The sequence below is a fragment of the Variovorax sp. YR566 genome (assembly GCF_051992195.1).
Taxonomy (GTDB): domain Bacteria; phylum Pseudomonadota; class Gammaproteobacteria; order Burkholderiales; family Burkholderiaceae_C; genus Variovorax.
This window is the reverse complement of sequence record NZ_CP197092.1, coordinates 2,624,437-2,649,559: the sequence shown is the minus strand read 5'-3', so window position 1 is coordinate 2,649,559 and position 25,123 is coordinate 2,624,437. Positions and strand designations below refer to the sequence as shown.

Here is a 25,123-nt window from a genome sequence, read left to right as displayed (position 1 = left end):
TTTATTGAGAAGTAATCCGAATGCACACCAATCCCCGCATTGCCATCATCGGCGCCGGCCCCGGCGGACTCACGCTGGCACGCATCCTTCATCTGTCCGGCATTCATGCCACCGTGTTCGAACGCGAAGAGGGCCCGCTCGCGCGGCCGCAAGGCGGCACGCTCGACCTGCACGAAGACTCCGGCCTGCTGGCCGTGCAACGCGCCGGGCTCGACAGCGAGTTCCAGCGCATCGCGCGCTACGACGACCAGGGCTCGCGCCTGCTCGACAAGACCGGCCGCGTGCTGTTCGAGGAGCCCGATGCCTCCGCCGGCAACCGCCCCGAGGTCGACCGCACCGCGCTGCGCGACATGCTGCTGGCGTCGTTGCCGGCCGGCTGCGTGCAGTGGGGCCGTGCGCTCAGTGACATGCGGCTGCAGGAAGGCGGGCGCTGGAACCTCTCGTTCACAGGCGGCAGCGAGGCAGGCCCGTTCGACCTGGTCGTCGGTGCGGACGGCGCGTGGTCGCGCGTGCGGCCGCTGCTGTCGCCCTACAAGCCGCAGTACAGCGGCCTGACCTTCATCGAGTTCGGCATCGACGACGTCGACCGCAGCCATCCGGCCATCGCGCAGCTCGTCGGCCGGGGCAAGCTGGATGTGCAAGGCGATGGAAAGGCAATCATCGTGCAGCGCAACGGCAACGCGCATATCCGTGGCTATGCGATCTTCCGCGCGCCGGCGGACTGGGCAGCGAAGCGCTTCGACTTCTCGTCGCCAGCAGCGGTGCGCAGCGCGCTGCTCGCGGAGTTCGCGGGCTATGCCGATGCCGTTACCGACCTCTTCCGGATGAGCAACGACCAGTTCGTCCCTCGTCTCATCCACGCGCTGCCGGTCGGCCATTGCTGGGCGCCCCGGCGCGGGCTCACGCTGCTGGGCGATGCGGCGCATGTGATGTCGCCGTTCGGCGGCGAAGGCGTGAACGCCGCCATGCGCGACGCCGCCGAGCTGGCCGCCCTGCTCGCCGGACAGGAAGACTGGGCCGCAGCGGTTGCCACTTACGAAATGGAGATGTTCGAGCGCGTCATCGAAGCGGCGGAAGGCTCGGCCGAAGCCGCCGCCGTGCAGATGTCGCACATCGGCGAGGCACTGTCGCTGGCGCACCTGCAGGAGCACCGCGCCGGCGCTGCCTGACACGCATCCCGGGTATCCGGTGCATATCGATTTGACTTTATTTTAGATATATCTAAAATAATTCCGATACACATCACAAAGGGCACCCACCATGAGGCATTTCCATCTCAACCATCACCACTGCCACACCGCCCGCGGCGAACATGAAGACGGCCTTTCCGGCGGTCGCGGACACCGTGGCGGCCGCGGCGGCGGACGCGTGTTCGGCCATGGTGGCCTGCGCTTCGTGCTGCTGCAGCTCATCGCCGACAAGCCGGCCCACGGCTACGAACTGATCAAGGCCATCGAAGACCGCCTCGGCGGCAGCTATGCGCCGAGCCCCGGCGTGGTCTACCCCACCCTAACGCTGCTCGAGGAAATGGGCTACCTCAGCGTGGAAACCGCCGACGGCAGCGGCCGCAAGCGCTACAGCATCACGGCCAGCGGCCAGGAATTCCTCACGGCCAATCGCGAGATGGCCGACGCCATGATGTCCCGCATGAGCGGCGGCGTCGACGGCGCCGGCCCCCGCGGTGGACGCCCGCCGCAGGTCACGCGCGCCATCGAGAACCTCAAGCTCGCAATGCGCATGCGCCTGTCGGGCGTGCTGACCGAGCAGCAGGCCCACGACTTCGCCGCGGTGCTCGACAGCGCCGCGCAGCAGATCGAAAAGATCTGAACCCCATCTCAACCCGCCCTGCTCACCCAGGACTTCTGCAATGACTGACTTCAGTACTTCATCTGCTTCCACCGCCCCCGACCGCACGCCGCGCCGGGTGCGCCACGACCTGCGCTTTCGCCAGCTCACGGTGAAAACCGCGCAGCGCGTGACGCCGCACCTGATTCGCATCACCCTCACGGGCGACGACCTCGCGGGCTTCACCAGCCCCGGCTTCGACGACCACGCGAAGATCTTCTTTCCCGATGCCACCACCGGCAAGCTCACGCTGCCCACCGCCGGCCCCGAAGGCCCGGTGTGGCCCGCAAGCGGCCGCCCCACCATGCGCGACTACACGCCGCGCCGCCACGACGCCAAGGCCGGCACGCTCGAAATCGACTTCGCGCTGCACGAAGCCGGCCCCGCCACGCAGTGGGCCGAGCAGGCCAAGCCCGGCGACATTGTCGGTGTGGGCGGCCCGCGCGGCTCGTTCATCGTGCCGACCGAGTTCGACTGGCACCTGCTGATCGGCGACGACACCGCCCTGCCCGCCGTCTCGCGTCGCCTGGCCGAGCTGCCGGCCGGCTCGCGCGCGGTAGTGTTGGCGGAAGTCGACAGCGAAGCCGACGAGATTCCGTTCGACACGCAGGCCGAACTCACGTTGAAGTGGGTGCACCGCCGCGGCACCAAGCCGGGCCTGAGCCCCGTGCTGCTCGACGCGCTGAAGGCCATGCAGCTACCGGCCGGCGATTTCCATGCGTGGGTAGGCTGCGAATCGGCCATCGCCAAGGCGCTGCGTGCGCACCTGGTGGGCGAGCGCGGCGCGAATCCGAAGTGGACGCGGGCCTCGGGCTACTGGCGTCGCGGTGCGGTGGCAACGCACGACACGCACGACGAGTAAGACGGGTCTTTTCAGTGCGGCACTTCGGCCGGGCCTGAGGCGGCCGCACTGCGCCTCGGGCTCTTGATCAGCAACAGCAGCGGAATCGCCAGCACCGTGATGATCATCATGATGGCGAAGTCGTCTAGGTAGCCGATCAGCGCGCCCTGCCGCGTCACCTCCGCATTCAGCAGCGCCAGCCCCGTCATCGTGTCGGGCGACATCATCTGCGGCAGCGTCGACAGCGCGGTATTGCCCGGCGCCACGGTCGACGCGATCTGCGCATGCGCCTTGCTCGAGCCTTCGGTCAGCAGCGCCTGCACGATCGAGATGCCCACGCTGCTGCCGATGTTGCGCAGCAGGCTGAAGATGGGCGTGCCCTGGTTGCGCAGCCGCGGCGCCAGCGTGGCGAAGGTGGCGGTCGACAGCGGCACGAAGGTGAAGCCGATGCCCAGGCCCTGGATGAAGCCCGAGACAATGATCAGCGTGCTGTCCATCTGCAGCGTGAGCCGCGTCATCTGGTAGAGCGAGAACGCCGTGAGGCCGAAGCCCACAGCCATGATCGCGCGCACGTCCACCTTCTGCACCAGCCGGCCCACAATGATCATCGCGATCATCGTGCCGACGCCGCGCGGCGCCGTCACCTCGCCCGTGTAGACCACCGGATAACCCATCAGCCCCTGCAGGAAGTTGGGCAGCAGCGCCATCGTCGCGAACAAGATCATGCCGACGATGAACGCGAACAGCAGGCCGGTGACGAAGTTGCGGTCTTTCAGCAAGTCGCGGTCGAAGAAAGACACGCCCTGCACCGTCCACGTGTGGACCACGAAGAAGCCGAAGGCCACCAGCGCGGCGGCGGCTTCGAGCTTGATCTCCCACGAATCGAACCAGTCGAGCTGCTCGCCGCGGTCGAGAAACAGCTGCAGCATGCCGATGGCCAGGCTCAGCGTCACGAAGCCGAAGATGTCGAGCTTCTCGCCCTGCGGCCGGCTCTCGGGCAGGTAACGTGCGATGCCCCAGAAGGCGAAGATGCCCACCGGCAGGTTGATGAAGAACACCCAGCGCCAGTCGAAATTCTCGGTGAGCCAGCCGCCCAGCAGCGGCCCGAGGATGGGCCCGACCATGATGCCCGCGCCCCAGATCGCCATTGCCTGGCCGACTTTCTCGCGCGGGTTGATGTCGAGCAGCACCGCCTGCGACAGCGGCACCAGCGCCGCGCCGAAGATGCCCTGCAGCAGCCGCGCGGCCACGATGCCGACCAGCGAGGTCGCAAGCCCGCACAGCGCCGAGGCCACCGTGAAGCCGATCACCGAGATGATGAACACGCGCCGCCGGCCCCAGTGGCCGCACAGCCAGCCGGTCAGCGGCAGCGCGATGGCCGAGGCCACGATGTACGAGGTGAGCACCCAGGTGATCTGGTCCTGCGAGGCCTGCAGGCTGCCCTGCATGTGGGGCAGTGCGACGTTGGCGATCGTGGTGTCCAGCGCCTGCATGATGGTCGCCAGCATGATCGAGATGGTGATCATGCCGCGGTGCGGCACCTTGGTTCCGGGCGCGACGCTCATGGCTTCTTGCCCTCGCCCGAGGTGATTTCCACCAGGCTGCCTTGCACCTTGGCGAGCAGGCTCAGCAGTTGCGCGCGCTCGGGCTGCGACAGCACCGCCATCACGCGGGCATTGAGCCCGTCGCTGAGGCTGAGCGCGCTGTCGAGCGCCTTCTCGGCGCTGGGCTCCAGATGAATCTTGTTGACGCGGCGGTCCGTGGCGCTGGGCTCGCGGCGGATCCAGCCGGCCGCAGCCATGCGGTCGCACAGGCCGGCCACGGCCATCGGGGTCAGGTCGAGCCGCTGCGCGAGTTCGGCCTGAGAGAGGGGTTCTTCATCGCCGTGCATGGCCAGCGCGCCGAGCAGGCGGCACTGGGCGCTGGTGAGGCCGATGCGTTCGCGCGCGAGGCGGTCGAACTCTTCGCTGTAGAGCTTGCCCACGCTCTTGACGAGGAAGCCGAAGCGCTGGGTGAAGTCCCTTTTCATAAGGGACTTGATTATCTACATGTTTATTAGTTGGGCCTTAGCAGGCCCCGCCCACACTCGCAGTCAAAGCCAGCCGGCGCGCCGGAACCGGTAGTAGAGATAGCCGCAGGTGCTGACGATCAGCCCCAGCGCCACCGCATAGCCGTAGCGGAATTTCAGCTCCGGCATGTTCTCGAAGTTCATGCCCCAGATGCCGGCGAAGGCGGTGCACACCGCAAAGATGCTGGCCCAGGCCGCGAGCCGCTTGGTGACTTCGCTCTCCTCGATGGTGACCATCGACAGGTTCACCTGGATCGCCGTGCCGATGGTGTCGCGCATCGCGTCGATCGAGCCGTTGATGCGCCCCAGGTGGTCGCCCACGTCGCGAAAGTACTCCTGCGAGCTCATGCAGATCTGCGGCACGCGCCCGCCGTGCATCTTGCCGGACGCCTCCAGCAGTGGTGCCACCGCGCGCTTGAGGATCATGCTGCGCCGCTTCAGGTCGTAGAGCTGCTTGATCTTGTCGCGCGCCGCGCCGCCCTGGCCGAAAAGCTGCTGCTCGATGGCTTCGAGCTCGTCCTCCAGCGCATCGATCACCGGAAAGTAGCGGTCGACCACCGCGTCCATCAACGCATACAGCACGAAGCCCGCGCCGTTGCGCAGCAGGTCCGGCTCGCGCTCGCAGCGCTCGCGCACGCCAAGAAAGCCCTGCTTGCTGCGGTTGCGCACCGACAGCACGTAGTTGCTGCCGACGAACACGTCGACCTCGCCCACGTTCGTGCAGTGCTCGCCCTCGGGCGATGGCTCGACCATGTGCATGACGACGAAGAGCGAGTCGCCGTATTCCTCCATCTTCGGCCGCTGGTGGCCGTTGCGGGCATCTTCCACCGCGAGTGGATGCAGGCCGAATTCGTGCTGCATCACGCTCAGTTCTTCCGGTGAGGCGTCGCTCAGCGCCACCCAGACGAAACAGCCCGGCCGGCTGATGTAGTCGCTGATGGCCTCGACCGAGATGTCGGCGAGCTTGGCGCCGTTTTCATAAGCGACGCAATTGATCAGCATCGGTACTCTTCCATGTTCAATCTGGACGTCGATCAGGTCGTCGCGTTGGAATTCGAAGTTGCGGCCAGTTGGGCGGTGGCCGCCAGCGAAGCCTCGATGGCTTGCGTTTCGCTCCTGAGCAGCGCGAGCCCCTTTTCAGCCAGCGCGGAATGGCTCGCAACATCGGCCCACAGGCTGGCCGCGGCTTCGGAGCATGTCAGCGATGCGAATCGGATGCGGCCTTTCGCGAGATCGACGAAGCGCGCCTCGCGCAGGGGGTCGGTCCGGTCCCAGGCACCGCCGATGATCACGCGCTTGCCGCGCTTGATGCGGGGTTCGAGTTCCGCGAAGAAAGGCAGCTTCGCCGACACCCAACCCAGCATGCCGGCGCTGGCCGCGGTGTCGAAGGCGGATGGAGCGGCGTGCGCTTTCGCAAAGTCGCGCAAGGCACCCAAGTTGTAGAGCACCGGGTCCTTGGGCCCCGCTGCGCCGCCTTCCACCGGCCTGATGACAGACGGGCTGTGGCCCGCGCGCCCCTCGGGCCGTTTCGCCTTTCGCAGCTCCGCAAGCTGGGCCGGTGTTATGCACAGATACAGCGCGGCAAGCTCTGCGGGCAAGGTGGCGCTGCCGGGCAGCGCAGCCGCGTTCGCTTCAAGGCCTTTGAAATCATCCAGCTGGGCCATGGGCGCCTTGTTTGTTCTTCACGCGGGGGTCGCGTCGGGGGATTTTAGAGTGGTGGGTGCGGGCCCAGCCGGCGCCTTGCGGATGTCCCATACAAGATAATCCGAGCCAAGGCTCGCTCGGATACCCCGACACAGACACAAGGCGAAATCATTGAATTCGAAGGATAAATCGACGGCATCCCCCGGCGGGGCAGAAGCAACGCTCGGGCACACCCCGATGATGGCCCAATATCTAGGCCTCAAGGCGGACCATCCGGACACCCTGCTGTTCTACCGGATGGGCGATTTCTACGAACTCTTCTGGGCCGACGCCGAAAAGGCCGCGCGCCTGCTCGACATCACGCTCACCCAGCGCGGCCAGTCGGCCGGCCAGCCGGTGGTGATGTGCGGCGTGCCCTTCCACGCGGTCGATACCTACCTGGGCCGCCTCATCAAGCTGGGCGAATCGGTCGCCATCTGCGAGCAGGTGGGCGAAGTCGGCGCCAGCAAGGGCCCGGTCGAGCGCAAGGTGGTTCGCGTGGTTACGCCCGGCACGCTGACCGACTCCGAACTGCTCAACGACAAGAGCGAATCGCTGCTGCTCGCGGTGCATGCGGGCTCGCGCAATTTCTGCGGGCTGGCATGGCTCAGCGTGACCGGCGCCGAACTGCGGCTGGCTGAATGCCCGGCCGACGCGCTCGAAGCCTGGATCGCTCGCATCGCGCCCAGCGAGCTGCTGTACAGCGCCGAAGTAACGCCTGCCTTCGAGCAACGCCTGAAAGCCGCGCGCAGCGCCACGCCCTTTACGCTGTCGATCCGCCCGGCGTGGCAATTCGACGGCGGCCTGGGCGAGCGCAAGCTGGCCGAGCAGATGGGCAGCAACAGCCTCGCCGCCTGGAACGCCGAATCGCTGACCAACGCGCATGCCGCAGCCGCCGCGCTGCTGGGCTATGCCGAGCACACCCAGGGCCGCGCGCTTTCGCACGTGCAGCGCCTGTCGGTCGAGCGCGACGGCGACCTGATCGAGCTGCCGCCCACTACGCGCCGCAACCTCGAACTGGTGCAGACGCTGCGTGGCGAAGACTCGCCCACGATGTTCTCGCTGCTCGACACCTGCATGACGGGCATGGGCAGCCGCCTGCTGAAACGCTGGCTGCTCTCGCCCCGGCGCGACCGCTCCGAAGCGCAGGCCCGGCTCGAAGCCATCGGCGCCCTGCAGTCGACCGTGCTCGGTGGCACTGCCGCACCGTGGCGCACGCTGCGTGAGCAGCTCAAGAACACGAGTGACGTGGAGCGCATTGCAGCCCGCATCGCGCTGCGGCAGGTGCGCCCGCGCGAACTGCTGGCGCTGCGGCTGGCGCTATCGAAAGCGGAGCAGCTTGCGCCCTTGCTGCCTGCGTCTGCAAACCTCCTGGCCCAGATCACCGAACGCCTGGCCCCGCCGCCCGGCTGCGCCGACCTGCTGACCAGCGCCATCAAGCCCGACCCGTCCGCGCTGGTGCGCGACGGCGGCGTGATCGCTACCGGCCACGACGCCGAACTCGACGAGCTGCGCGCCATCAGCGAGAACTGCGACGACTTTTTGCTGAAGCTCGAAATCAGCGAACGCGAGCGCACCGGCATCAGCAACCTGCGGGTGCAGTTCAACCGCGTGCACGGCTTCTACATCGAGGTGACGCAAAGCGCGCTCTCGAAGGTGCCCGACAACTACCGCCGCCGCCAGACGCTGAAGAACGCCGAGCGCTTCATCACGCCCGAGCTGAAAGCCTTCGAGGACAAGGCCCTGAGCGCGCAAGACCGCGCGCTGGCCCGCGAGAAGTGGCTGTACGAGCAGCTGCTCGACGCGCTGCAGCCCTCGGTGCCCGCGCTCACGCAGCTGGCCGGCGGCATCGCCACGCTCGACGCGCTGTGCGCGCTGGCCGAGCGCTCGCACACGCTGCACTGGCGCGCACCGAGCTTCGTGGCGCACCCCTGCATCGAGATCCAGCAGGGCCGCCACCCGGTGGTGGAAGCGCGGCTGGCCGAGAAGTCGTCGGGCGGATTCATCGCCAACGACACGCAGCTCGGGCCGCAACAGCGCATGCAGGTCATCACCGGCCCCAACATGGGCGGTAAGTCGACGTACATGCGGCAGGTGGCCATCATCGTGCTGCTGGCCTCCATCGGCTCGCACGTGCCGGCGGCAGCCTGCCGGCTCGGGCCCATCGACGCCATACACACCCGCATCGGCGCGGCGGACGACCTGGCCAATGCGCAGTCGACCTTCATGCTCGAGATGACCGAGGCTGCGCAAATCTTGCACAGCGCCACCGCGCAGTCGCTGGTGCTGATGGACGAGATCGGCCGCGGCACCAGCACCTTCGACGGGCTTGCGCTGGCCGCCGGCATCGCGGCCCAGCTGCACGACCGCAGCAAGGCCTTCACGCTGTTCGCCACGCACTATTTCGAGCTGACCGAGTTCCCGGCCACGCACCATGGCGCGGTGAACATGCACGTGAGCGCGACCGAGGCGGGCCGCGACATCGTGTTCCTGCACGAAATGCAGCCCGGCCCGGCCAGCAAGAGCTACGGCATCCAGGTGGCGCGGCTCGCGGGCATGCCCGCGGCTGTGGTCAACCATGCGCGGCAGGCGCTGGAGGCGCTTGAATCGCAGCATGCGCAAACTCGTGCACAGGTCGACCTGTTTGCACCGCCTCCGGTGGCCGAGACACCGCTGGCCAGCGCCGTAGAATCCGCGCTGGCCGCGCTCGACCCCGACACCATGAGCCCGCGCGAGGCCCTCGATGCCTTGTATGCCCTTCAAAAACTGAATAAACGTGAACTCGGTGCCGCATGATCCGGCGCCGGTCATGCCAGACGAACCCATGACTTACTGCGTAGGCATCAAACTCAACGCCGGCCTGGTGTTTCTCTCCGACTCGCGCACCAACGCGGGCGTGGACCACATCAGCACCTTCCGCAAGATGATCGTCTACGAGCAGCCGGGCGACCGCGTCATGGTGCTGCTGTCGTCGGGCAACCTGAGCATCTCGCAGTCGGTGCGAGAAATCCTCCAGGTCGAGGAGCTGCGCGAAACCCGCGAAGACGGTACGCAGGGCGAGCCCATCACCATCTGGAACGCGAAGAGCATGTTCGATGCCGCGCGCGTGCTCGGCTCGGCGGTGCGCCACGTGTACGACCGCGATGCCGAGGCACTCAAGCATGCGGGGCTGGACTTCAACGTGTCCTTCATCTTCGGCGGGCAGGTCAAGGGCGAAGGCATGCGCCTCTTCCTGGTCTACGCGGCCGGCAACTTCATCGAAGCCACCACCGAGACGCCCTACTTCCAGGTCGGCGAATCGAAGTACGGCAAGCCCGTGCTCGACCGCGTGCTCACGCCCGAGACGCCGCTCGACGAGGCAGCCAAGTGCGCACTGGTGTCGATGGACTCGACCATGAAGTCGAACCTGTCGGTCGGCCTGCCGCTCGACCTGGTGGTGTACGAGGCCAACAAGCTCGAAACCGACCGCGTGATCTGCATCGACGCCGACAACCCCTACTACCGCATGGTGCACAGCAGCTGGGGCCAGAAGCTGCGCGAGGTGTTCGACAGCATCGAAGACCCGGTGTGGGACGACAGCCAGACCGAGCATCCGCTGAAGATGCCCGCAACGCGCCACAGCCCGCTGCGCAAGATTTCCACGCCAGACGAAAAGCTGATCTGACCCCCGTGCCTCCGGTCGTCTTCTCGCACGGCAACAGCTTTCCCGCGAGCACCTACCGCGTCGTCCTCGACAGCCTGCGCAACCGCGGCTTCGAGGTCGATGCCATCGAGAAATTCGGGCACGACCCGAAGTACCCCGTCACCGACAACTGGCCGCACCTGGTGCAGCAGCTGGCCGACTTTGCGAAGCTGCGTGCCGACCGCGCAGGCGGACCGGTGTTCCTGATCGGCCATTCGCTTGGCGGATTCCTGAGCCTGATGTGCGCGGCGTTGCACCCGGAGCTGGCGCGCGGTGTGGTGCTGATCGACTCGCCCATCCTCGGCGGCTGGCGCGCGAACACGCTCAACGTGGTCAAGCGCACGCCGCTCATGAAGAGCATTTCGCCCGGCGCCATCAGCCGCAAGCGCAAGAACAGCTGGGAGCATCGCGAGGCGGTGTTCGAGCATTTCCGCAGCAAGAAGGCGTTCGCGAAGTGGGACGAGCAGGTGCTGCACGACTACATCGACCACGGCACCTTCGATGCAGACAAAGCTGGCGAGGACGGCCGGTCACTGAGCTTCGACCGCGACGTCGAGACCGCCATCTACAACACCCTGCCCCACAACCTCGGCGCGCTTCTGCGCGCGCACCCGCTCAAGTGCAAGGCGGCCTTCATCGGCGGGCGCCAGTCGGCCGAGATGAAGCGGGTGGGCATGGCGATGACCGAGCAGGTCACCAAGGGCCGCATCGCCATGATGGACGGCACGCACCTCTTCCCGATGGAAAAGCCGCTGGCAACAGCCGCGGCCATCGAAGCCGCGCTGCGCAACCTGCTCTGAGCGACCGCGCCGTCACCCCTGGGTGACGTGCACCCCGGGCCGCCGGCCCGCATTCCACTTGCCATCTAGCGCCCGCTCGATCTGCGCGGCCAGCTGCAGCAGCAGCCCGTCGTTCGCCTGCGCCGCCTGTGCCTGGATGCCCAGCGGCATGCCGTTTTCCTGCGAGGCCATCGGCAGCGAGATGCCCGGCATGCCGCACAGGTTGGCCAGCGGCGTGTACGCGAAGTTCTGCCAGAGGTTGGCGAACCAGTCGTAGACGGACGGGTTCGTGCTCGTCGTCAGGTACTCGCTGGTGCCGACCTTGGGCGTGGGCAGCGCGGTGATCGGCGTCAGGATGATGTCCCAGCGCTGGAAGAAGTCGCCGAAGGCGCGCGAGGTGGTGTTGAACACCGCCTGCATCTTCGAGCGCTCGGTGTACGAGGTGTGCAGCCCGGCTTCCCAGATCTTGATGTTGATCGGCTCCAGCAGCTCGGCCGGCGGGCGCTCCAGCCCCAGCCGGTGCAGGTGGCCGTCGATGACCTGCGCGAAGTTGCTGATGTAGCAGGTGGTCTGCGCGGCAAAGGCGGCTTTGAAATCGACCTCGGGCAGCACCCATTCGACGTGATGGCCCAGCCCTTCGAGAAACTTGCCGACGCGCTCCAACTCGGCCACGAAATGCGGCGTTGCACGGAAGTCGCCCCACTCGTGCGACAGCGCGATGCGCAGGCGGCCCGGGTCGCGCCGGATGAGTTCGCTGTACGGCTCGGCCGGCGACCAGAAGGGCATGAACTCGCCGGGCGCGCCGCCGCGGCAGTGGTCGACGAAGGCGGCGGTGTCGCGCACCGTGCGGCTGTGGCAGCCCTGGATCGACACCAACCCCGAGAGGTCCGACAGGCCCGGCGCCAGCGAGAACACGCCACGCGACACCTTCAGGCCGATGTTGCCGTTCACGCCCGCCGGAATGCGGATGGAGCCGCCGCCGTCGGTGGCATGCGAGAGCGGCAGCACACCGGCGGCAACGGCGGCGGCCGTACCGGCCGACGAGCCGCAGGTGGTGTATTCGAGGTCCCAGGGGTTGCGCGTGGTGTGCAGCGCGTTCTCCGCCGAGCTGCACACGCCGAACTCCGGCGTCGTGCTGCGGCCCACGATGTTGAGGCCCGCCTTGCGTAGCTGCTGCGTAAGAAAGCTGTCGGCCGCCGGGCGATGGCCCTGCATCATCATCGAGCCGAATTCCTGCAGCCGGCCCTTCAGCGTCGGCCCGAGATCCTTCATCAGGTAGGGCAGGCCCGCGAACACGCCATCGGGGTTCATGCCGTCCTTCAGCGGATCGGCCACCACGTCGTCGAACACCTCGACCACCGCATCGAGTTGCGGGTTGAGCTTCGCGATGCCCGCCGCGGCCTGCGCCGCCAGCTCCGCCGCCGTCACGTCGCCCTTGCGGACCCTCTCGGCCAACCCGATGCCGTCGTGATCGGCCCATTCGTTCCAGCTCATTGCCAGCGTCATCCGCGGTGCTCCATTCTTTCGAGATTTCGTTTCAAGGACTGAGCGCCCGATTTTGCCGAGCGTGTCGGCGCGACGCATACTCGCTCGTCCTTGGGTGAGCAGGAACGAGGGACAACGAGCGCATCGCATGACCGACACCGCCTGGATCGCCACCACGCTGACCGCCTCGCGCCCCCGCGCGGTGGCGGCGCTGCTGCGCTACTTCCGCGAGCTGGACACGGCCGAGGAAGCCTTCCAGGAAGCCAGCCTGCGCGCCCTGCAGCACTGGCCCGCAAGCGGCCCGCCGCGCGATCCGCTGGCCTGGCTGATCTTCGTGGGGCGCAATGCGGCGCTCGACGAGGTGCGCCAGCGCAACCGGCACGACGCGCTGCCCGAGGACGACACGCTCATCTCCGATCTCGAAGACTCCGAGGCCCGGCTCGTCGAGCAGCTTGACCACGCCCACTACCGCGACGACGTGCTGCGCCTGCTGTTCGTCTGCTGCCACCCCGAGCTGCCGCTCACGCAGCAGATCGCATTGGCGCTGCGCATCGTCTCAGGCCTTTCGGTGCAGGAGATCGCGCGTGCCTTCCTCGTTGGCGAAAGCGCGATGGAGCAGCGCATCACGCGCGCCAAGAAGCGCGTGGCGTCGGCCGGCATTTCCTTCGACACGCCGGGCCGGCGCGAGCGCGGCGAGCGGCTGGCCGCCGTGTGCACCACGGTCTACCTGCTGTTCAACGAAGGCTACTCGGCCAGCGGCGGCACCGAGCACGTGCGCGCAGCGTTGTGCGAAGAGGCGATACGCCTCGCGCGGCTGCTGCTCGCGATCTTTCCCGACGAGCCCGAGCTGATGGGCCTTGCCGCCCTGCTCCTGCTGCAGCATGCGCGCGCCGATGCGCGGCTCGATGCCGGCGGCATGCTCATGCTGCTCGAAGACCAGGACCGCGCGCGCTGGAACCGTACGCTGATCGGCGAGGGCCTTGCGCTGGTCGAAGGCGCGCTGCGGCAACGCCGGCCCGGCCCCTACCAGCTGCAGGCGGCCATCGCAGCCACCCACGCGCAGGCCACACGCGCCGAAGACACGAACTGGGCCGAGATCGACCGTCTCTACGTAGCGCTCGAAACCCTTCAGCCCTCGCCGGTCGTCACGCTGAACCGCGCAGTGGCCGTGCACAAGCTGCACGGGCCGCAGGTGGCGCTGGCGCTGACGGAACCGCTGGCCGGTGCACTGGCCGACTACTTCCACTTCCACGGCCTGCAGGGCACGCTGCTGATGCAGCTCGGCCACGGCGAGGAAGCCCATGCCGCCTTCGCGCGCGCCCTCGGCTTGGCCCGCACGGCGGCGGAGGCGGCGCACATCCGAACGATGCTCGACCGCCTCGGCGCGCCGCATTGATCCTCCCGAACCACGAACCACAGCCAGAAAAAGGAAGACCATGCTCTATTCCATCCTCATCTACGGTTCCGAATCCGCGGTGGCCGCCTGGGAGCCCGGCGTCGAAGAGGAGATGCTCGATCGCCACACCGACCTGCGCGACGACCTGCAGGCGCAGGGCCGGCTCGGCACGGTGCTGCGGCTGATGCCGAACGTGGCCACCACGGTGCGCCGCGCGGGCGACATGCACCCGCTGGTCACCGATGGCCCCTTTGCCGAGACAAAAGAACAGCTGATGGGCATCTACATCGTGGAGTGCGAAACCGTCGAGGAGGCCACGCATGCCGCGCACCGGCTGGCCTTCGAGACCGGCGTGTTCGAGATCAGGCCGATCACCTGGTACGACCCCGGCGTGATTCCGGCGCGGATTCCGCAGGTCTGAAGCTGCGGAAGATTTTTTCGGCAGCGTTGTCGGATCGCGCCGCCGCCGTCCGTCCTTGGCTGGAACGCCCGCATGTCGCGGGCGGCAACCCAAGGAGAAGACGATGTCCCAGACATTCAAGGACCGGTGCTTGGTGATTCATGGCGGCAGCGGCGCCATCGGCGGCGCGGTGGCCCGCGCCTTTGCCCGCGAAGGCGCCCGGGTGTTCATCACGGGGCGCAACCGCGCCAGGCTCGATGCGGCGGTGCAGGCCATCGTGGCCGAGGGCGGCCGCGCCGAGGCGGCGGTGGTCGATGCGCTCGACGAGCAGGCCATGGTCCGCCACGCCGGCGAGGTGGCCGAACGCGCCGGCGGCATCGACATCGCGCTCAACGCCATCGGCATCCTGCACGTGCAGGGCACGCCGCTGTCGGCGCTGTCGCTGGAAGACTTCTTCGTGCCCGTGCACGCCTACACCCGCAGCCCCTTTCTCACGGCCAAGGCCGTCGCGCCGCACATGGCAAAGCGCGGCGGCGGCGTGATCCTTTCAGTGTCGACACCGGCTTCGCGCCTGCCCGGCCCGGGCTATCTGGGCCACGCGGTGGCCTGCGCGGGCGTGGAGGCGTTGTCGCGCCACATGGCCGGCGAGCTGGCAGCCTTCAACATCCGCACGGTGTGCATCCGCTCGCACGCCATTCCCGAAGCGGCGTTCGGCGGCTCGCATTCCTACGAAGTGTTCCGCCCGGCCGCGGAGAGCATGGGGATCACGGTCGAGCAGATGCTCGCGGACAAGCCAGCCGGCCTGCTCGTGAAGCGGCTTCCCTCGCTCGACCAGATGGCGGCCGCCGCGCTGTTCGCCGCATCGGAAGGCGCTGGCGCGATGACAGGCGCGGTGCTGAACCTCAGCGGCGGCGTCACGCTGGACTGAGGGCGGCTCCCTAGAATCGCGCAGGTCATCCTGAACCTTGCCGACCTCCGCATGTCTCTCGAACTCCCGTCAGCGCCCGCATTGGCCGACGCACTCATCGTCGATCCGTTCTATCTCGCAATCTCCGCCGACTTCGAGCACGACATGCCGACCCGCAAGGCGGTGCTCGCCAGGTACTTCGCCTACTCGCTGGGCGAGGCCGCGCGAACCGGGCGCTTCCTGGCGACGGAAGACGGCAAGCTCGGCGCGGCGGCCTGGCTGCTGCCGCGCACGAATGATGTTGACGCAGCCGAGTCGGCGGCAAAGAACGAATTCCTCGCGAGCACACTGGGCCCGCGCGGCTACGACAACTACCACCGCATCGTCGAATTCATGGCCGCGCGTGCGCCGGCCGTGGTGCCGGCTGGGGCCTGGTACCTGTCAATCCTCGGCATCTCGCCCGCCGCACAGGGGCGCGGGCTGGGTGCGCAGCTGCTGGCGCCAACGCTGGTCGAAGCCGACGCGGCAGGCGCGCCGTGCTTCCTGGAAACCTTCACGCCGCCCAGCGTGGCGTTCTACGAGCGGCTGGGCTTTCGCAGCGCGGCGGAACACCTGGAGCCGGTCACGAACTCGGCGTACGCGATCATGTGCCGGCCCGCCGCGGACATACTTCGCAACAACCACGGAAAATAAGCAAATACCGTTACCCGTCGCGCCGCGCTGGCCGAAGAATCCGCCGCATGTCCCCTCTCCCGATCGAAGACGCCGAACCCGTCTCGCTGAGCCCCGCCCTCATCGTCGAGGACGACCCCGCCATGCAGGCTCGCCTGCGCTACGTGCTCTCCACGCTCGGCTGCAACGAGGAGCGCATTGCGGTGACCGACAGCGTCGCCGGGGCGCAGCAACTGCTCGGCGAGCATGGCTACGGCGTGGTGCTGGTGGACATCGGTCTGCCCGACGGCAGCGGCGTGGAGCTCATCGACTGGCTGCAGGCGCACCACCCGGGCATTCCGGCGGTGGTGATATCGGCCTGGCGCACCGAGGAAATCATCTTCGCGGCACTGCGCGCGGGCGCCATCGGCTATCTGCTGAAAGAGCGTGACGACGTCGAACTCGGCATCGCGCTGCGCAGCATCGAACAGGGCGGTGCGCCCATCGACCCCAGCATCGCGCGCCACATCCTCGCGTGGCTCGCAACGCACCAGCCGACGGCCGACGCGCAGGTGCAAGCCTCCGGCGCCGCACCCGCCGCCGATGGACTGGCCCCGCTGACGCGCCGCGAGCGCAAGATCCTCGAGCTCGTGTCGCAAGGCCTGAGCAATCGCGACATGGCCGAGTCGCTGTCGATCTCCAGACTGACCGTGGAATGCCACACCAAGAACATCTACCGCAAGCTGGCCGTCAATTCGCGCACCGAAGCCGTCTTTCAGGCGCGAAGACATGGCTTGCTGCGCTGACGGGCGCGCTGCTCCTCCTGCTTCTTGCGGCCAGCCCGGCCTTCGCCCAGGCAACCGCCGCGCCCGCGCTGCACGTCGAAGCCGTGCGCGGCACCGGCTGGAACGACACGGCCCCGCCCGCTGAAGGCTGGGCACCCGTCACCCTGCCCGACAGCTGGGCCACGCGCTGGCCCGGCTTCGACGGCGTGGTCTGGTACCGGCTGACGTGGCAGGAGCCGGAGCAGGTGCGCGAAACCGGCCTGCTGCTGCACTACCTCAACATGGCCGGCGAGGTGTCGCTCAACGGCACGCCGATCTCGCGCGACGACAGCCTGGTCGAGCCGCTCACGCGCGCCTGGAACACACCGCGCTACTGGCTGCTGGCGCCGCCGCTGCTCAGGCCCGGCACCAACACGCTGCTGGTGCGCGTATCGGGCCTGTTCGCCTATCAGGCGGGGCTGGGGCCGGTGAGCCTGGGCACGCCTGCCGCGATGCAGGCGGAGTTCGAGCAGGAGCGCCTCGTGCGCCGCGACCTGCAGGTGCTGGGCCTCGCGGTGAGCGCGGCGGCCTCGGCCTTCTTCGCCGCCCTGTGGCTGCTGCGTCGGCGCGAGACGGCCTACGGATGGTTCGCGCTGATGTCCGTGCTGTGGCTGCTGTTCGGCTACAACCAGATCGCAACCAGCCCCTGGCCCTTTGCCAGCAACCACAGCTGGCAGGCGCTGAACATCTCGACGCTGCTGGTCTTCGGCGTTTCCTACGTCGTCTTCGCGCTGCGCTTCTGCGGGCGGCGCATGCCCCGGCTGGAGGGTGCGGCGCTGCTGGTTGCGGTGGTCGGCGTGCTCGACCTGTGGCTGGCGCCCCACGCAGACCTGATCGCGCACCGCGCCATCTGGACGCTGGTGGGCGGCTTCACCGTCATCGCGGTGAACGGCACCTCGATCGTCCACGCCCTGCGCCACCGAAACAGCCCGATGCGCTCGCTCGCGCCGTTCATGGCGGTGTCGGCGCTGACGGACGCGCACGACCTGCTGGTGTTCACGCAGGTGATCGACAGCAACACCTACTACACGACGATGTCTTCGTACATCCTGCTGCTGGGCATGGCGCTGACGCTGGCCGCGCAGTTCGTGAAGAGCCTCAAGCGCATCGAGAACTTCAACACCGAGCTGATCGAGGAAGTGAACGCGGCCAAGGCCGACCTCGCCGCCACGCTGGCGCAGCAGCACGCGCTGGAGCTGACGCATGCGCGCATCGGCGAACGCGTGAACCTGGTGAGCGACCTGCACGACGGCCTCGGCGGCATGCTGGTGGGCAGCATCGCCACGCTGGAGCGCACGCCCGAGAACCTCAGCGCGCCCGAGCTGCTCGCCATGCTCAAGCGCCTGCGCGACGACCTGCGGCTGATCATCGACGCCACCGGCCGCGACGACGGCGCCCGTGCACTCGGCGAGCTGCTGGCGCCGCTGCGCCACCGCAGCGCCCAACTGCTCGACGCCAACGGCATCGACTGCCGCTGGCAGGTGTCGGGCATCGACACGCTCGAACTGCCGCCTTCGCAGAGCCTCGACCTGATGCGCTTCCTGCAGGAGGCGCTGACCAATGTGCTCAAGCACAGCGCGAGCCGGCGCGTGGACGTGACCGTGGCGCGCGCGGGCGCCGAGCTCCGGCTCAGCGTGCGCGATGACGGGCGCGGCTTTGCGGTCGAAGGCACTGGCGAAGCCGGCGGCGCAGGGTTGCGCAGCCTGCGCACGCGGGCGCGCCGCCTCGGCGCCGAGCTGCAGTTGCAGTCGCGCCCCGGCGAGACGCAGGTTGCACTGCGAATGCCACTCGCGAGCTGACTAGAGTTCGAGCACCAGCCGCCCTTCGCAGGCACGCGAGCAGCAGGCCATCATCTTCGTGTTGGCGTCGCGCTCCGTACGCGTGAGCACCACGTCGCGGTGATCGACCTTGCCGGAGAGCACGCGCACTTCGCACGAGCCACACAGGCCTTCTTCGCAATCGCTCTGCACGTCGACGTTCGCGGCGCGCAGCGCGGTCAGCAGGGTCTGGTCGGGCGGCACGGTGAGGACGAGGCCGGAGTCTTTCAGCTCGACCTCGAAGGCGTGCTCCTTCGACGGATCGAGCGTGGCGAGCGTCGACTCGAAATGCTCCACGCGCAGCGCGCCTTCGGGCCACGCGGCGCAGCAGCTTTCAAGCGCTTCGAGCATTCGCAGCGGGCCGCAGGCATAGACCTGTGCGCCGGGCACGGGTTGCGCGAGCAGGGCCTGCAGATCGTTGCGGCGCCCTTCGTCGGCAGCGTGCACGTGCAGGCGTTCACCATGCAGCGCGGCCAGCTCGTCGACGAAGGCCATGCTCGTGCGGCTGCGGCCGCTGTAGTGCAGTTCGTAGTCCATGCCCAGCGCCTTCGCGCGCCGCGCCATCGCGCTGACCGGCGTGATGCCGATGCCGCCGGCAATGAAGATCGCCTTCTTCAGCGACTCGTCGAGGCGAAAGTGGTTGCGCGGACCGCGAATGCGCAGCCGGTCGCCCGGCTTCACGTTCGCATGCACCCATGCCGAGCCCCCGCGCCCATCGGGCTCGTGCAGCACGGCGATTTCCAGCACGCCCGCCTCGTCGGGGTCGCCGCACAGCGAGTACTGGCGCGACAGCTCGGGCGTGCCGCATTCGACGTCGATGTGCGAGCCAGGCGTCCAGCGCGGCAGCGGCTTGCCGTCGGGCGAGACGAGGCGCAGCTTGACGATGCCATCGGCCGCCGGCGTCACGCGCTCGACCACCACGGGCCTCGCGATCGAATGCGCCGAAGGTTCGCCGATGCGCACGGGCACCTGCACATCGCGCAGGCCCTTGTTCGCGCGCTCGGGGTTGGCCGCCGGGTCCCATTCCACCCACAGGTGCTCGGGCCCGCGGAACGAAGTGTTCGGCACGTAGGTGAAGCGCTGCTCCGACAGCCGCATGTGCGGCAACCGGCGCGTGAACTCCTCCAGGAAGATCTGCATTTCCATGCGCGCCAGGTTCTTGCCCATGCACTGGTGCGAGCCGTAGCCGAAGGTGAGATGGTCGCTGGCGTTGTCGCGGCGGATGTCGAACAGGTCGGCATCGGCGAAGTGCCCTTCGTCGTGGTTGGCCGACGAGGTGACGATCAGCAGGCGCGAGCCCGCCGGCAGGTCGACGCCGTCGATCTGCGTGTCTTTCGTGACGAGCCGGCGCCATGCGGCCACCGAGCCGTTGTGGCGCAGGCACTCTTCCACCGCGTTGGGAATGAGCCCCGGGTCTTCGCACAGCTCGCGCCACACGTCGGGGTGCTGCAGCAGCAGCTTCATCGCGTTGGCCGTGGCGTTGGCAGTGGTCTCGTGCGCGGCCACGATGCCGGCCATCATCATCGAGTGCAGGTACGAGTCGGTCACCACCTCGGGGTGCAGCATCTGCTTGCGGATGCCGTACTGCATCCAGCCGGGTGCGTCGGGGTCTTGCCGCATCTTCTCGAGCACCTTGCCGGCGTACTGCCAGAAGTTGCCGACCGCGTGCGCCACGGCCACCTGCTCCTCAGGCTTCGGGCGGCCCCAGGTGTTGACCGTGTGCGCGATGGAATATTTGCGCAGCGTGTCCATGTCTTCCTCGGGCACGCCAAGGAAGTGCAGCGCCACGGTGAGCGGAATTTCCCACAGCATCTGGTCGACGAGATCGGCCTTGCCGTCGTCGATGAAGCGGTCGACATACGCGCGGGCCAGCTCGCGCACCATCGGCTCGTGGTGCTTCAGCGCCTCCGGCGTGAACGGGTCCATCAACGCGCGGCGGCGCGGCATGTGGGCGGGCTCGTCTTCGTTGACCAGCGTGCGGTTCAGCGCGAAGCCGTACGAGGCGAGCACCGCGTTGGCTTCCTCGCCGGTGGGCGTGATCTTTTCCAGCGCGTTCGACGGGCTGAAGGTGATGTTGTCGCGGAACACCGCCTTGATGTCCGCATAGCGCGTGAGCACCCAGTAGCCCAGCTTGGGGCTGTAGAAGATGGGCTCCTGCTCGCGCGCCCAGCGCACGTACTCGGGCGGGTCCTGCTGGTAGCCGTCTTCGAACGGGTCGAAGCCGGCGGCGCGCTGGCTCACGGGGCAGCCCGTGGGCGTGCGCTCGGAAGACAGCGGCCCGTGCGCGACGGGGCAGCCGGAAGTGCGCGATGGCAAGGCGGTGTCGGGCATGGCGGCAGACTCAGTCGAGAGTGATCTTCAGGTCGCGGATCAGCTTGTGCCAGCGCACGGTTTCGTTCTTCAGCAGCTCGGTGTACTGGGCTGGCGTGTTGCCCACCGGCTCCACGCCGAAATCGACCATGCGCGTGCGCACCGAAGGCTCGTTGATGGCCGCGACGATCTGGCGGTTGAGCGTGTTCACTACCTCCGGCGACGTGGCCGAGGGCACCACCACGCCGACCAGCGCGGCAGCCTCGACGTTCTTGTAGCCGAGCTCGGCGAAGGTGGGCACGTCGGGCAGCTGCGGCAGGCGGGTGGGGTTGGCCACGGCCAGCGCGCGCACCTTGCCGCCCTTGATGAAGCCGGAGCCCGCGGCCAGGTCGACCATCATGGCCGGCAGTTGCCCGCCGACCACGTCGGCCAGTGCCGGCGCCGCGCCGCGGTACGGCACGTGAACCATGAAGAGCTTCGCCTCCACCTTCAGCAGCTCCATCGCGAGGTGGTGCGGGCTGCCCGCGCCGGCCGAGGCGTAGTTGATGCCGCCGGGCTTGGCCCTGGCCTGGGCGATGAAGTCCTTGGCCGAGGCGAAGCCCGAGTTCGCGCCAACCACCAGGATCATCGGGAACTTGCCCATCAGCGTGACGGGCGCGAGGTCTTTCGTCGGGCTGTAGCTCAGCGACTTGTAGAGCGCGGGGTTGAAGACCAGCGTGCCGTTGTCGGCCGAGAGGATGGTGTAGCCGTCGGCCGGGGCACGCGCGGTTTCGGCGGCGGCCAGCGCGGTGTTGCCGCCGGGCTTGTTGTCCACCAGCACCGGCTGCGCGACCTGGGTGGACAGCGTCTGGGCGACCGTGCGCGCGAGGAAATCGGAACCGCCGCCGGCCGCGTACGGAACGATCCAGCGGATCGGCTTGGCGGGAAAGGTCTGGGCGCTTGCGCTGGCAGCAGCTGCCAGCGAAAGGATCACGGCAATGCACTTCTTCATGGGGTGTCTCCGGATTGGATATTGTGTATTGCGTAATTATCATACGCATAGCGTAATCACAAAATCGCGGGTTTACCCTGCCATGCGGACCGAGCACATAACATGAAGGCGACATGACCTCCTCATCCCCGGAACCCAGCTCCCCTGCCCGCGAGCGCCGCCAGCGCGTGCAATCCGCCGAAACCGGCATGGCCGTGCTCAAGGGGCTGGCGCACCTGGGCGGCCGCAGCAGCCTCACGGCGTTGTCGACGCACGTCGCCGAGAGCCCGGCCAAGGTTCACCGCTACCTCGCCAGCCTGATGGAAGCGGGCCTCGTGCTGCAGGACGCCGCTTCGCAGCACTACTACCTGGGCACCGAAGCCATCCAGATCGGCCTGGCTGCCATGCGGCAGGCTGACCCGATCCGCGCGGCCGAGCCCTGCCTGATCCGCCTGCGCGAGTCGCTGGAGGTGACGTGCTTCGTCGCGGTCATGGGAAACAAGGGCCCGACCATAGTGCGTTTCGAGGAACCGGGCCTGCCGGTGACAGTGAACGTGCGCGCCGGCTCGGTGATGTCGATGCTGTGGTCGGCCACCGGCCGCGCCTTCCTGGGGCTGCTCGACGAATCGCGCGTGCTGGCGCTGGCCGAACAGGAGCTGGGCGAGGCCACGCCCGAAATGCGGGCGCAGCTCGACGCGAAAGACCCGATCGGGCATTTGCGCCGCGAGGTGCGGCAGGCGCACTGCGCCAGCGTGAAAGACACCTACCTGCGCGGCATCAGCGCCGTGGCGGCGCCGGTGTACGACTATGCGGGCCGGGTGTGCGCCGTGATCACCGCACTGGGCGCCACGGGGGGCTTCGATCCGGCCATCGACGGGCCCATTGCCACGGCGGTGCGGCAGGAGGCCCGGGCCGCCAGCGCCCTGCTGGGCGCCGCAGCCTGAAGCTTCAGAGCCGAATCAATCGGCCCAGACCACCGTGCCGGTCCACGCCGTGGCCAGCACCAGGATGCCGAAGGCAATGCGGTACCAGGCGAACGGAATGAAGTTGTGGGTGCTGATGAACTTCAGCAGCCAGCGCACGCACAGCCAGGCGCTGATGAACGAGAACACCAGCCCCACGGCGAACAGCGGGATGTCGGCCATCGACAGCGCCGCGCGCTCCTTGTAGATGCTGTAGAGCCCTGCGCCGATCAGCGTCGGAATGGCAAGGAAGAACGAGAAATCGGTCGCCGCCTGGCGCGACAGGCCCAGCAGCATGCCGCCGATGATGGTCGAGCCGCTGCGGCTGGTGCCCGGGATCATCGCGAAGCACTGCACCAGGCCGACCTTCAGCGCGTCCCACGGCGTCAGGTCGTCCACGTGCTCGACGCGCACCGAGCCCGGCGGCCGCTTCTCTGCCCACAAGATGATGAAGCCGCCGATGATGAAGGTGCTTGCCACCACGGTCGGAATGAACAGGTGCTCCTTGATGACCTTGCCGAACAGCAGGCCCAGCACCACCGCGGGAAGAAAGCCGATGAAGATGTTCAGCGCCAGTCGCTGTGCCTTCGGTTGCCGCGGCAATGCGACAACGGTCGATTTGATCTTCTGCCAATAGACCAGGATCACCGCGAAGATCGCGCCGGTCTGGATGGCGATCTCGAAAACCTTGCCCCGGTTGTCGCCGAAGCCGCCGAGCAGCGAGCCCGCAAGAATCAGATGGCCGGTCGATGAGATCGGAAGGAATTCGGTCAGCCCCTCGACGATGCCCATGACGGCGGCCTTGGCCAGCAAAACAATATCCACGCGTACTCCTTTTAAGAGCAGCCATTATCACGATGGGTCGGTCAGGAGGAATTCAGGATCCCCAGTTCCGGTGATGTTCAGATGCAGTGCGTTAACACAAAGTAGTGCATTACCGGGCATGTGTGATGTCCGAAGGAGCTTGCGCCAAATGCGAACGCCAATGCCCGCCAACGGGCACGAAGAACATACCTCGACCGTCGACGACCACGGCGAAGACCGTCGCAAGAATGCACAGGACCTCGAGCGCGAGCAGTGCGCCTCGATGCGGCGCGTTACCGAGGCCACCGGCGCGTCGGCCCACGAACTGCAGCAGCTGATGCAGCGGCTGCTCGACATCGACCGCTCGGGCTCGAGCGCCGGCATCGTCGCGCAGGGCCACATCGCGGCCGACCGCATGCAGTCGGGCATGCAGGCACTCGACCTCGGCGACGGCCACCTGGCCGAACAGCACGGCGATGCCGCGCAGAGCATCGACTTCTGGCTGCTCGAGCCGCTAGACCCGGCGCACGACAAGAAGTGGTACGCCCGCTGGAAGTTCTGGAGCTTCATCCTCGGCGTGTCCGGTTCCGAAGCTGCACTCACCCTGCAGGGCCTGGCGCTGCGCCCCACCGAGCCCGGCGACACGCACGCGGACCTGGTGGCCAAGGCGCGCAAGGTGCTGGAGGCCTGGCGCCGCACTTCGGAGCCGCTCTTCTGGGCGGCCGTGGAATGCTACGTGCGGCAACAGTCGTTCTCGCTCGAAACACAGGCCTACCTGATGCACTGCATCGCCGCCATGTTCGCGGGCGACCCGATGAAGCTGTCGAACGCACAGAGCGAACAGCTCGCGGGCGTTCTCACCGACACCTACTGCGACGCGCTGGGCACCTCGGCGAGCATGCCCTCGGCGGACATCTACCGGCGCCTGTCGCAGGGCCTGGAAGCAACCGACCGCGAAACCGGCCTCACCCGCAACCTGGGGCGCAGCGACGCGGCCCAGATCGCGATCACGGCGCTGTTCTCGGTCATCGAAGGCTCGCGCTCACGCTACTGAGCCGTGCGCCGGCGCAGCGCGCGCACCGCGCTGTCGACCGTGGTCAGCACCGGCAGGCCGCTGGCGGCCTCGCAGGCAGCGCGTGCCCTGGCCATGCTGAACTGCGCCAGTGCAATGCGCGTGCAGCCGCGCTCTCGCAGCGCCACAGCCTGCGCGGCGATCAGGGCATCGTGTCGCTGCACATCGCCGGCATTCAGGGCGTCGAGTGCACCCTCGGCCAGCGCGGTTTCGAGTGCTGTGCCTTGCGGAAACTCCGGCGGCATCGAGGCCAGCGTGGGCGCAAAGGTCGCGATCAACCCGAGCCGCCCCTGCCCTTGCGCCGCCTCGTCGATCATGGCCTCGTTGGGCTTGAGCACCGGAATGCCCGCATGCCGCCGCGCCACCGCCTCGATGCACGGCCCGAAGGCCGAGCAGGTGAAGAGAATGCCCTGCGCGCCCGTATCGACCGCGTATTGCGCCAGGCGCTGGAAGCGCTCGTGCATCGCGGCGTCGAGCCCCTTCCCGTTGCGCGCCAGGTCGGCCGAGAGACTGTCGTCGAGCAGGTTCATGCGCACGGCCTCGGGCCAGTCGCGCGCGAAGGCTTCGTTGATGGGCGCGACGGAGTGCGAGAGCGCGTGGATCAGGGCAATGCGGGTCATGAATTCA

The 25,123-nt window shown here is 67.8% G+C and carries 23 protein-coding genes; 14 read left to right on the top strand and 9 right to left on the bottom strand.

Annotation, left to right across the window (positions count from 1 at the left end; genetic code table 11):
• Window positions 1-20 precede the first annotated feature (20 nt).
• The 3 genes from ACTG4X_RS12385 to ACTG4X_RS12375 all read left to right on the top strand — a co-directional run bounded on the left by ACTG4X_RS12385 (window position 21) and on the right by ACTG4X_RS12375 (window position 2,707).
• On the top strand, window positions 21-1,169 hold the full coding sequence (locus ACTG4X_RS12385) for an FAD-dependent oxidoreductase (protein WP_440533895.1): 1,149 nt from the start codon (window positions 21-23) through the stop codon (window positions 1,167-1,169).
• Window positions 1,170-1,260: 91 nt separating this feature from the next.
• Window positions 1,261-1,827: a PadR family transcriptional regulator gene (locus tag ACTG4X_RS12380; RefSeq protein ID WP_093059065.1), complete on the top strand. Its 567-nt coding sequence runs from the start codon at window positions 1,261-1,263 to the stop codon at window positions 1,825-1,827.
• A 40-nt stretch (window positions 1,828-1,867) separates the two neighbouring features.
• Window positions 1,868-2,707 (top strand): siderophore-interacting protein, encoded by an 840-nt coding sequence (locus ACTG4X_RS12375; RefSeq protein ID WP_440533894.1) that lies wholly within the window; start codon window positions 1,868-1,870, stop codon window positions 2,705-2,707.
• An 11-nt stretch (window positions 2,708-2,718) separates the two neighbouring features.
• On the opposite strand, the gene ACTG4X_RS12370 is transcribed toward ACTG4X_RS12375, so the two are convergent.
• The 4 genes from ACTG4X_RS12370 to ACTG4X_RS12355 all read right to left on the bottom strand — a co-directional run bounded on the left by ACTG4X_RS12370 (window position 2,719) and on the right by ACTG4X_RS12355 (window position 6,418).
• Window positions 2,719-4,251: a DHA2 family efflux MFS transporter permease subunit gene (locus ACTG4X_RS12370; RefSeq protein ID WP_093059063.1), complete on the bottom strand. Its 1,533-nt coding sequence runs from the start codon at window positions 4,249-4,251 to the stop codon at window positions 2,719-2,721.
• Window positions 4,248-4,715: a MarR family winged helix-turn-helix transcriptional regulator gene (locus ACTG4X_RS12365; protein ID WP_093082406.1), complete on the bottom strand. Its 468-nt coding sequence runs from the start codon at window positions 4,713-4,715 to the stop codon at window positions 4,248-4,250. The genes ACTG4X_RS12370 and ACTG4X_RS12365 overlap by 4 nt, the downstream gene beginning before the upstream one ends.
• A gap of 63 nt (window positions 4,716-4,778) precedes the next feature.
• Window positions 4,779-5,756, bottom strand: coding sequence for a magnesium and cobalt transport protein CorA (locus ACTG4X_RS12360; RefSeq protein ID WP_093082404.1), 978 nt, complete (start codon window positions 5,754-5,756; stop codon window positions 4,779-4,781).
• A 32-nt stretch (window positions 5,757-5,788) separates the two neighbouring features.
• Window positions 5,789-6,418, bottom strand: a complete 630-nt coding sequence (locus ACTG4X_RS12355; protein WP_097199518.1) for a hypothetical protein — start codon at window positions 6,416-6,418, stop codon at window positions 5,789-5,791.
• 217 nt (window positions 6,419-6,635) lie between these two features.
• On the opposite strand from ACTG4X_RS12355, the gene mutS reads away from it, so the two are divergent.
• From mutS to ACTG4X_RS12340, 3 genes are read left to right on the top strand one after another with little or no spacing between them, the layout of a single operon-like run.
• Window positions 6,636-9,233, top strand: coding sequence for a DNA mismatch repair protein MutS (gene mutS / locus ACTG4X_RS12350; protein WP_093082400.1), 2,598 nt, complete (start codon window positions 6,636-6,638; stop codon window positions 9,231-9,233).
• Window positions 9,234-9,261: 28 nt separating this feature from the next.
• Complete coding sequence (locus tag ACTG4X_RS12345) at window positions 9,262-10,101, top strand: peptidase (protein WP_440534385.1); 840 nt, start codon at window positions 9,262-9,264, stop codon at window positions 10,099-10,101.
• Window positions 10,102-10,106: 5 nt separating this feature from the next.
• Window positions 10,107-10,919 (top strand): alpha/beta hydrolase, encoded by an 813-nt coding sequence (locus ACTG4X_RS12340; RefSeq protein ID WP_354337544.1) that lies wholly within the window; start codon window positions 10,107-10,109, stop codon window positions 10,917-10,919.
• Between the two features lie 12 nt (window positions 10,920-10,931).
• Here the strand turns inward: ACTG4X_RS12340 and ACTG4X_RS12335 are convergent, their stop codons facing one another.
• Window positions 10,932-12,404: an amidase gene (locus ACTG4X_RS12335; protein ID WP_440533893.1), complete on the bottom strand. Its 1,473-nt coding sequence runs from the start codon at window positions 12,402-12,404 to the stop codon at window positions 10,932-10,934.
• 127 nt (window positions 12,405-12,531) lie between these two features.
• On the opposite strand from ACTG4X_RS12335, the gene ACTG4X_RS12330 reads away from it, so the two are divergent.
• The 6 genes from ACTG4X_RS12330 to ACTG4X_RS12305 all read left to right on the top strand — a co-directional run bounded on the left by ACTG4X_RS12330 (window position 12,532) and on the right by ACTG4X_RS12305 (window position 18,360).
• Window positions 12,532-13,779 (top strand): RNA polymerase sigma factor, encoded by a 1,248-nt coding sequence (locus ACTG4X_RS12330; protein ID WP_440533892.1) that lies wholly within the window; start codon window positions 12,532-12,534, stop codon window positions 13,777-13,779.
• Between the two features lie 40 nt (window positions 13,780-13,819).
• Window positions 13,820-14,200 (top strand): YciI family protein, encoded by a 381-nt coding sequence (locus tag ACTG4X_RS12325; RefSeq protein WP_093177748.1) that lies wholly within the window; start codon window positions 13,820-13,822, stop codon window positions 14,198-14,200.
• Window positions 14,201-14,303: 103 nt separating this feature from the next.
• The gene (locus ACTG4X_RS12320) at window positions 14,304-15,107 is read left to right on the top strand and encodes an SDR family NAD(P)-dependent oxidoreductase (protein ID WP_440533891.1); all 804 of its coding nucleotides are present in this window, start codon (window positions 14,304-14,306) and stop codon (window positions 15,105-15,107) included.
• 51 nt (window positions 15,108-15,158) lie between these two features.
• Entirely contained in the window at window positions 15,159-15,779 is a 621-nt protein-coding gene (locus tag ACTG4X_RS12315) for a GNAT family N-acetyltransferase (protein WP_440533890.1), read from the top strand.
• Between the two features lie 47 nt (window positions 15,780-15,826).
• Window positions 15,827-16,543: a response regulator transcription factor gene (locus tag ACTG4X_RS12310; RefSeq protein ID WP_093177752.1), complete on the top strand. Its 717-nt coding sequence runs from the start codon at window positions 15,827-15,829 to the stop codon at window positions 16,541-16,543.
• Window positions 16,453-18,360 (top strand): sensor histidine kinase, encoded by a 1,908-nt coding sequence (locus tag ACTG4X_RS12305; RefSeq protein WP_097199523.1) that lies wholly within the window; start codon window positions 16,453-16,455, stop codon window positions 18,358-18,360. Before ACTG4X_RS12310 ends, ACTG4X_RS12305 begins: the two co-directional genes overlap by 91 nt.
• On the opposite strand, the gene ACTG4X_RS12300 is transcribed toward ACTG4X_RS12305, so the two are convergent.
• Both ACTG4X_RS12300 and ACTG4X_RS12295 read right to left on the bottom strand, forming a co-directional pair.
• Entirely contained in the window at window positions 18,361-20,709 is a 2,349-nt protein-coding gene (locus ACTG4X_RS12300) for a cytochrome P450/oxidoreductase (RefSeq protein ID WP_440533889.1), read from the bottom strand.
• A gap of 10 nt (window positions 20,710-20,719) precedes the next feature.
• Window positions 20,720-21,679, bottom strand: coding sequence for a Bug family tripartite tricarboxylate transporter substrate binding protein (locus tag ACTG4X_RS12295; protein WP_440533888.1), 960 nt, complete (start codon window positions 21,677-21,679; stop codon window positions 20,720-20,722).
• Between the two features lie 113 nt (window positions 21,680-21,792).
• Between ACTG4X_RS12295 and ACTG4X_RS12290 the strand changes: the two genes are divergently transcribed.
• On the top strand, window positions 21,793-22,602 hold the full coding sequence (locus ACTG4X_RS12290) for an IclR family transcriptional regulator (protein WP_097199526.1): 810 nt from the start codon (window positions 21,793-21,795) through the stop codon (window positions 22,600-22,602).
• Between the two features lie 15 nt (window positions 22,603-22,617).
• Here the strand turns inward: ACTG4X_RS12290 and ACTG4X_RS12285 are convergent, their stop codons facing one another.
• Window positions 22,618-23,445, bottom strand: a complete 828-nt coding sequence (locus ACTG4X_RS12285) for an undecaprenyl-diphosphate phosphatase (RefSeq protein WP_093059047.1) — start codon at window positions 23,443-23,445, stop codon at window positions 22,618-22,620.
• A gap of 148 nt (window positions 23,446-23,593) precedes the next feature.
• On the opposite strand from ACTG4X_RS12285, the gene ACTG4X_RS12280 reads away from it, so the two are divergent.
• The gene (locus ACTG4X_RS12280; RefSeq protein ID WP_097199527.1) at window positions 23,594-24,478 is read left to right on the top strand and encodes a hypothetical protein; all 885 of its coding nucleotides are present in this window, start codon (window positions 23,594-23,596) and stop codon (window positions 24,476-24,478) included.
• On the opposite strand, the gene ACTG4X_RS12275 is transcribed toward ACTG4X_RS12280, so the two are convergent.
• Complete coding sequence (locus ACTG4X_RS12275) at window positions 24,472-25,116, bottom strand: aspartate/glutamate racemase family protein (protein ID WP_097199528.1); 645 nt, start codon at window positions 25,114-25,116, stop codon at window positions 24,472-24,474. The two genes, ACTG4X_RS12280 and ACTG4X_RS12275, sit on opposite strands and share 7 nt — an antisense overlap.
• Window positions 25,117-25,123 lie beyond the last annotated feature (7 nt).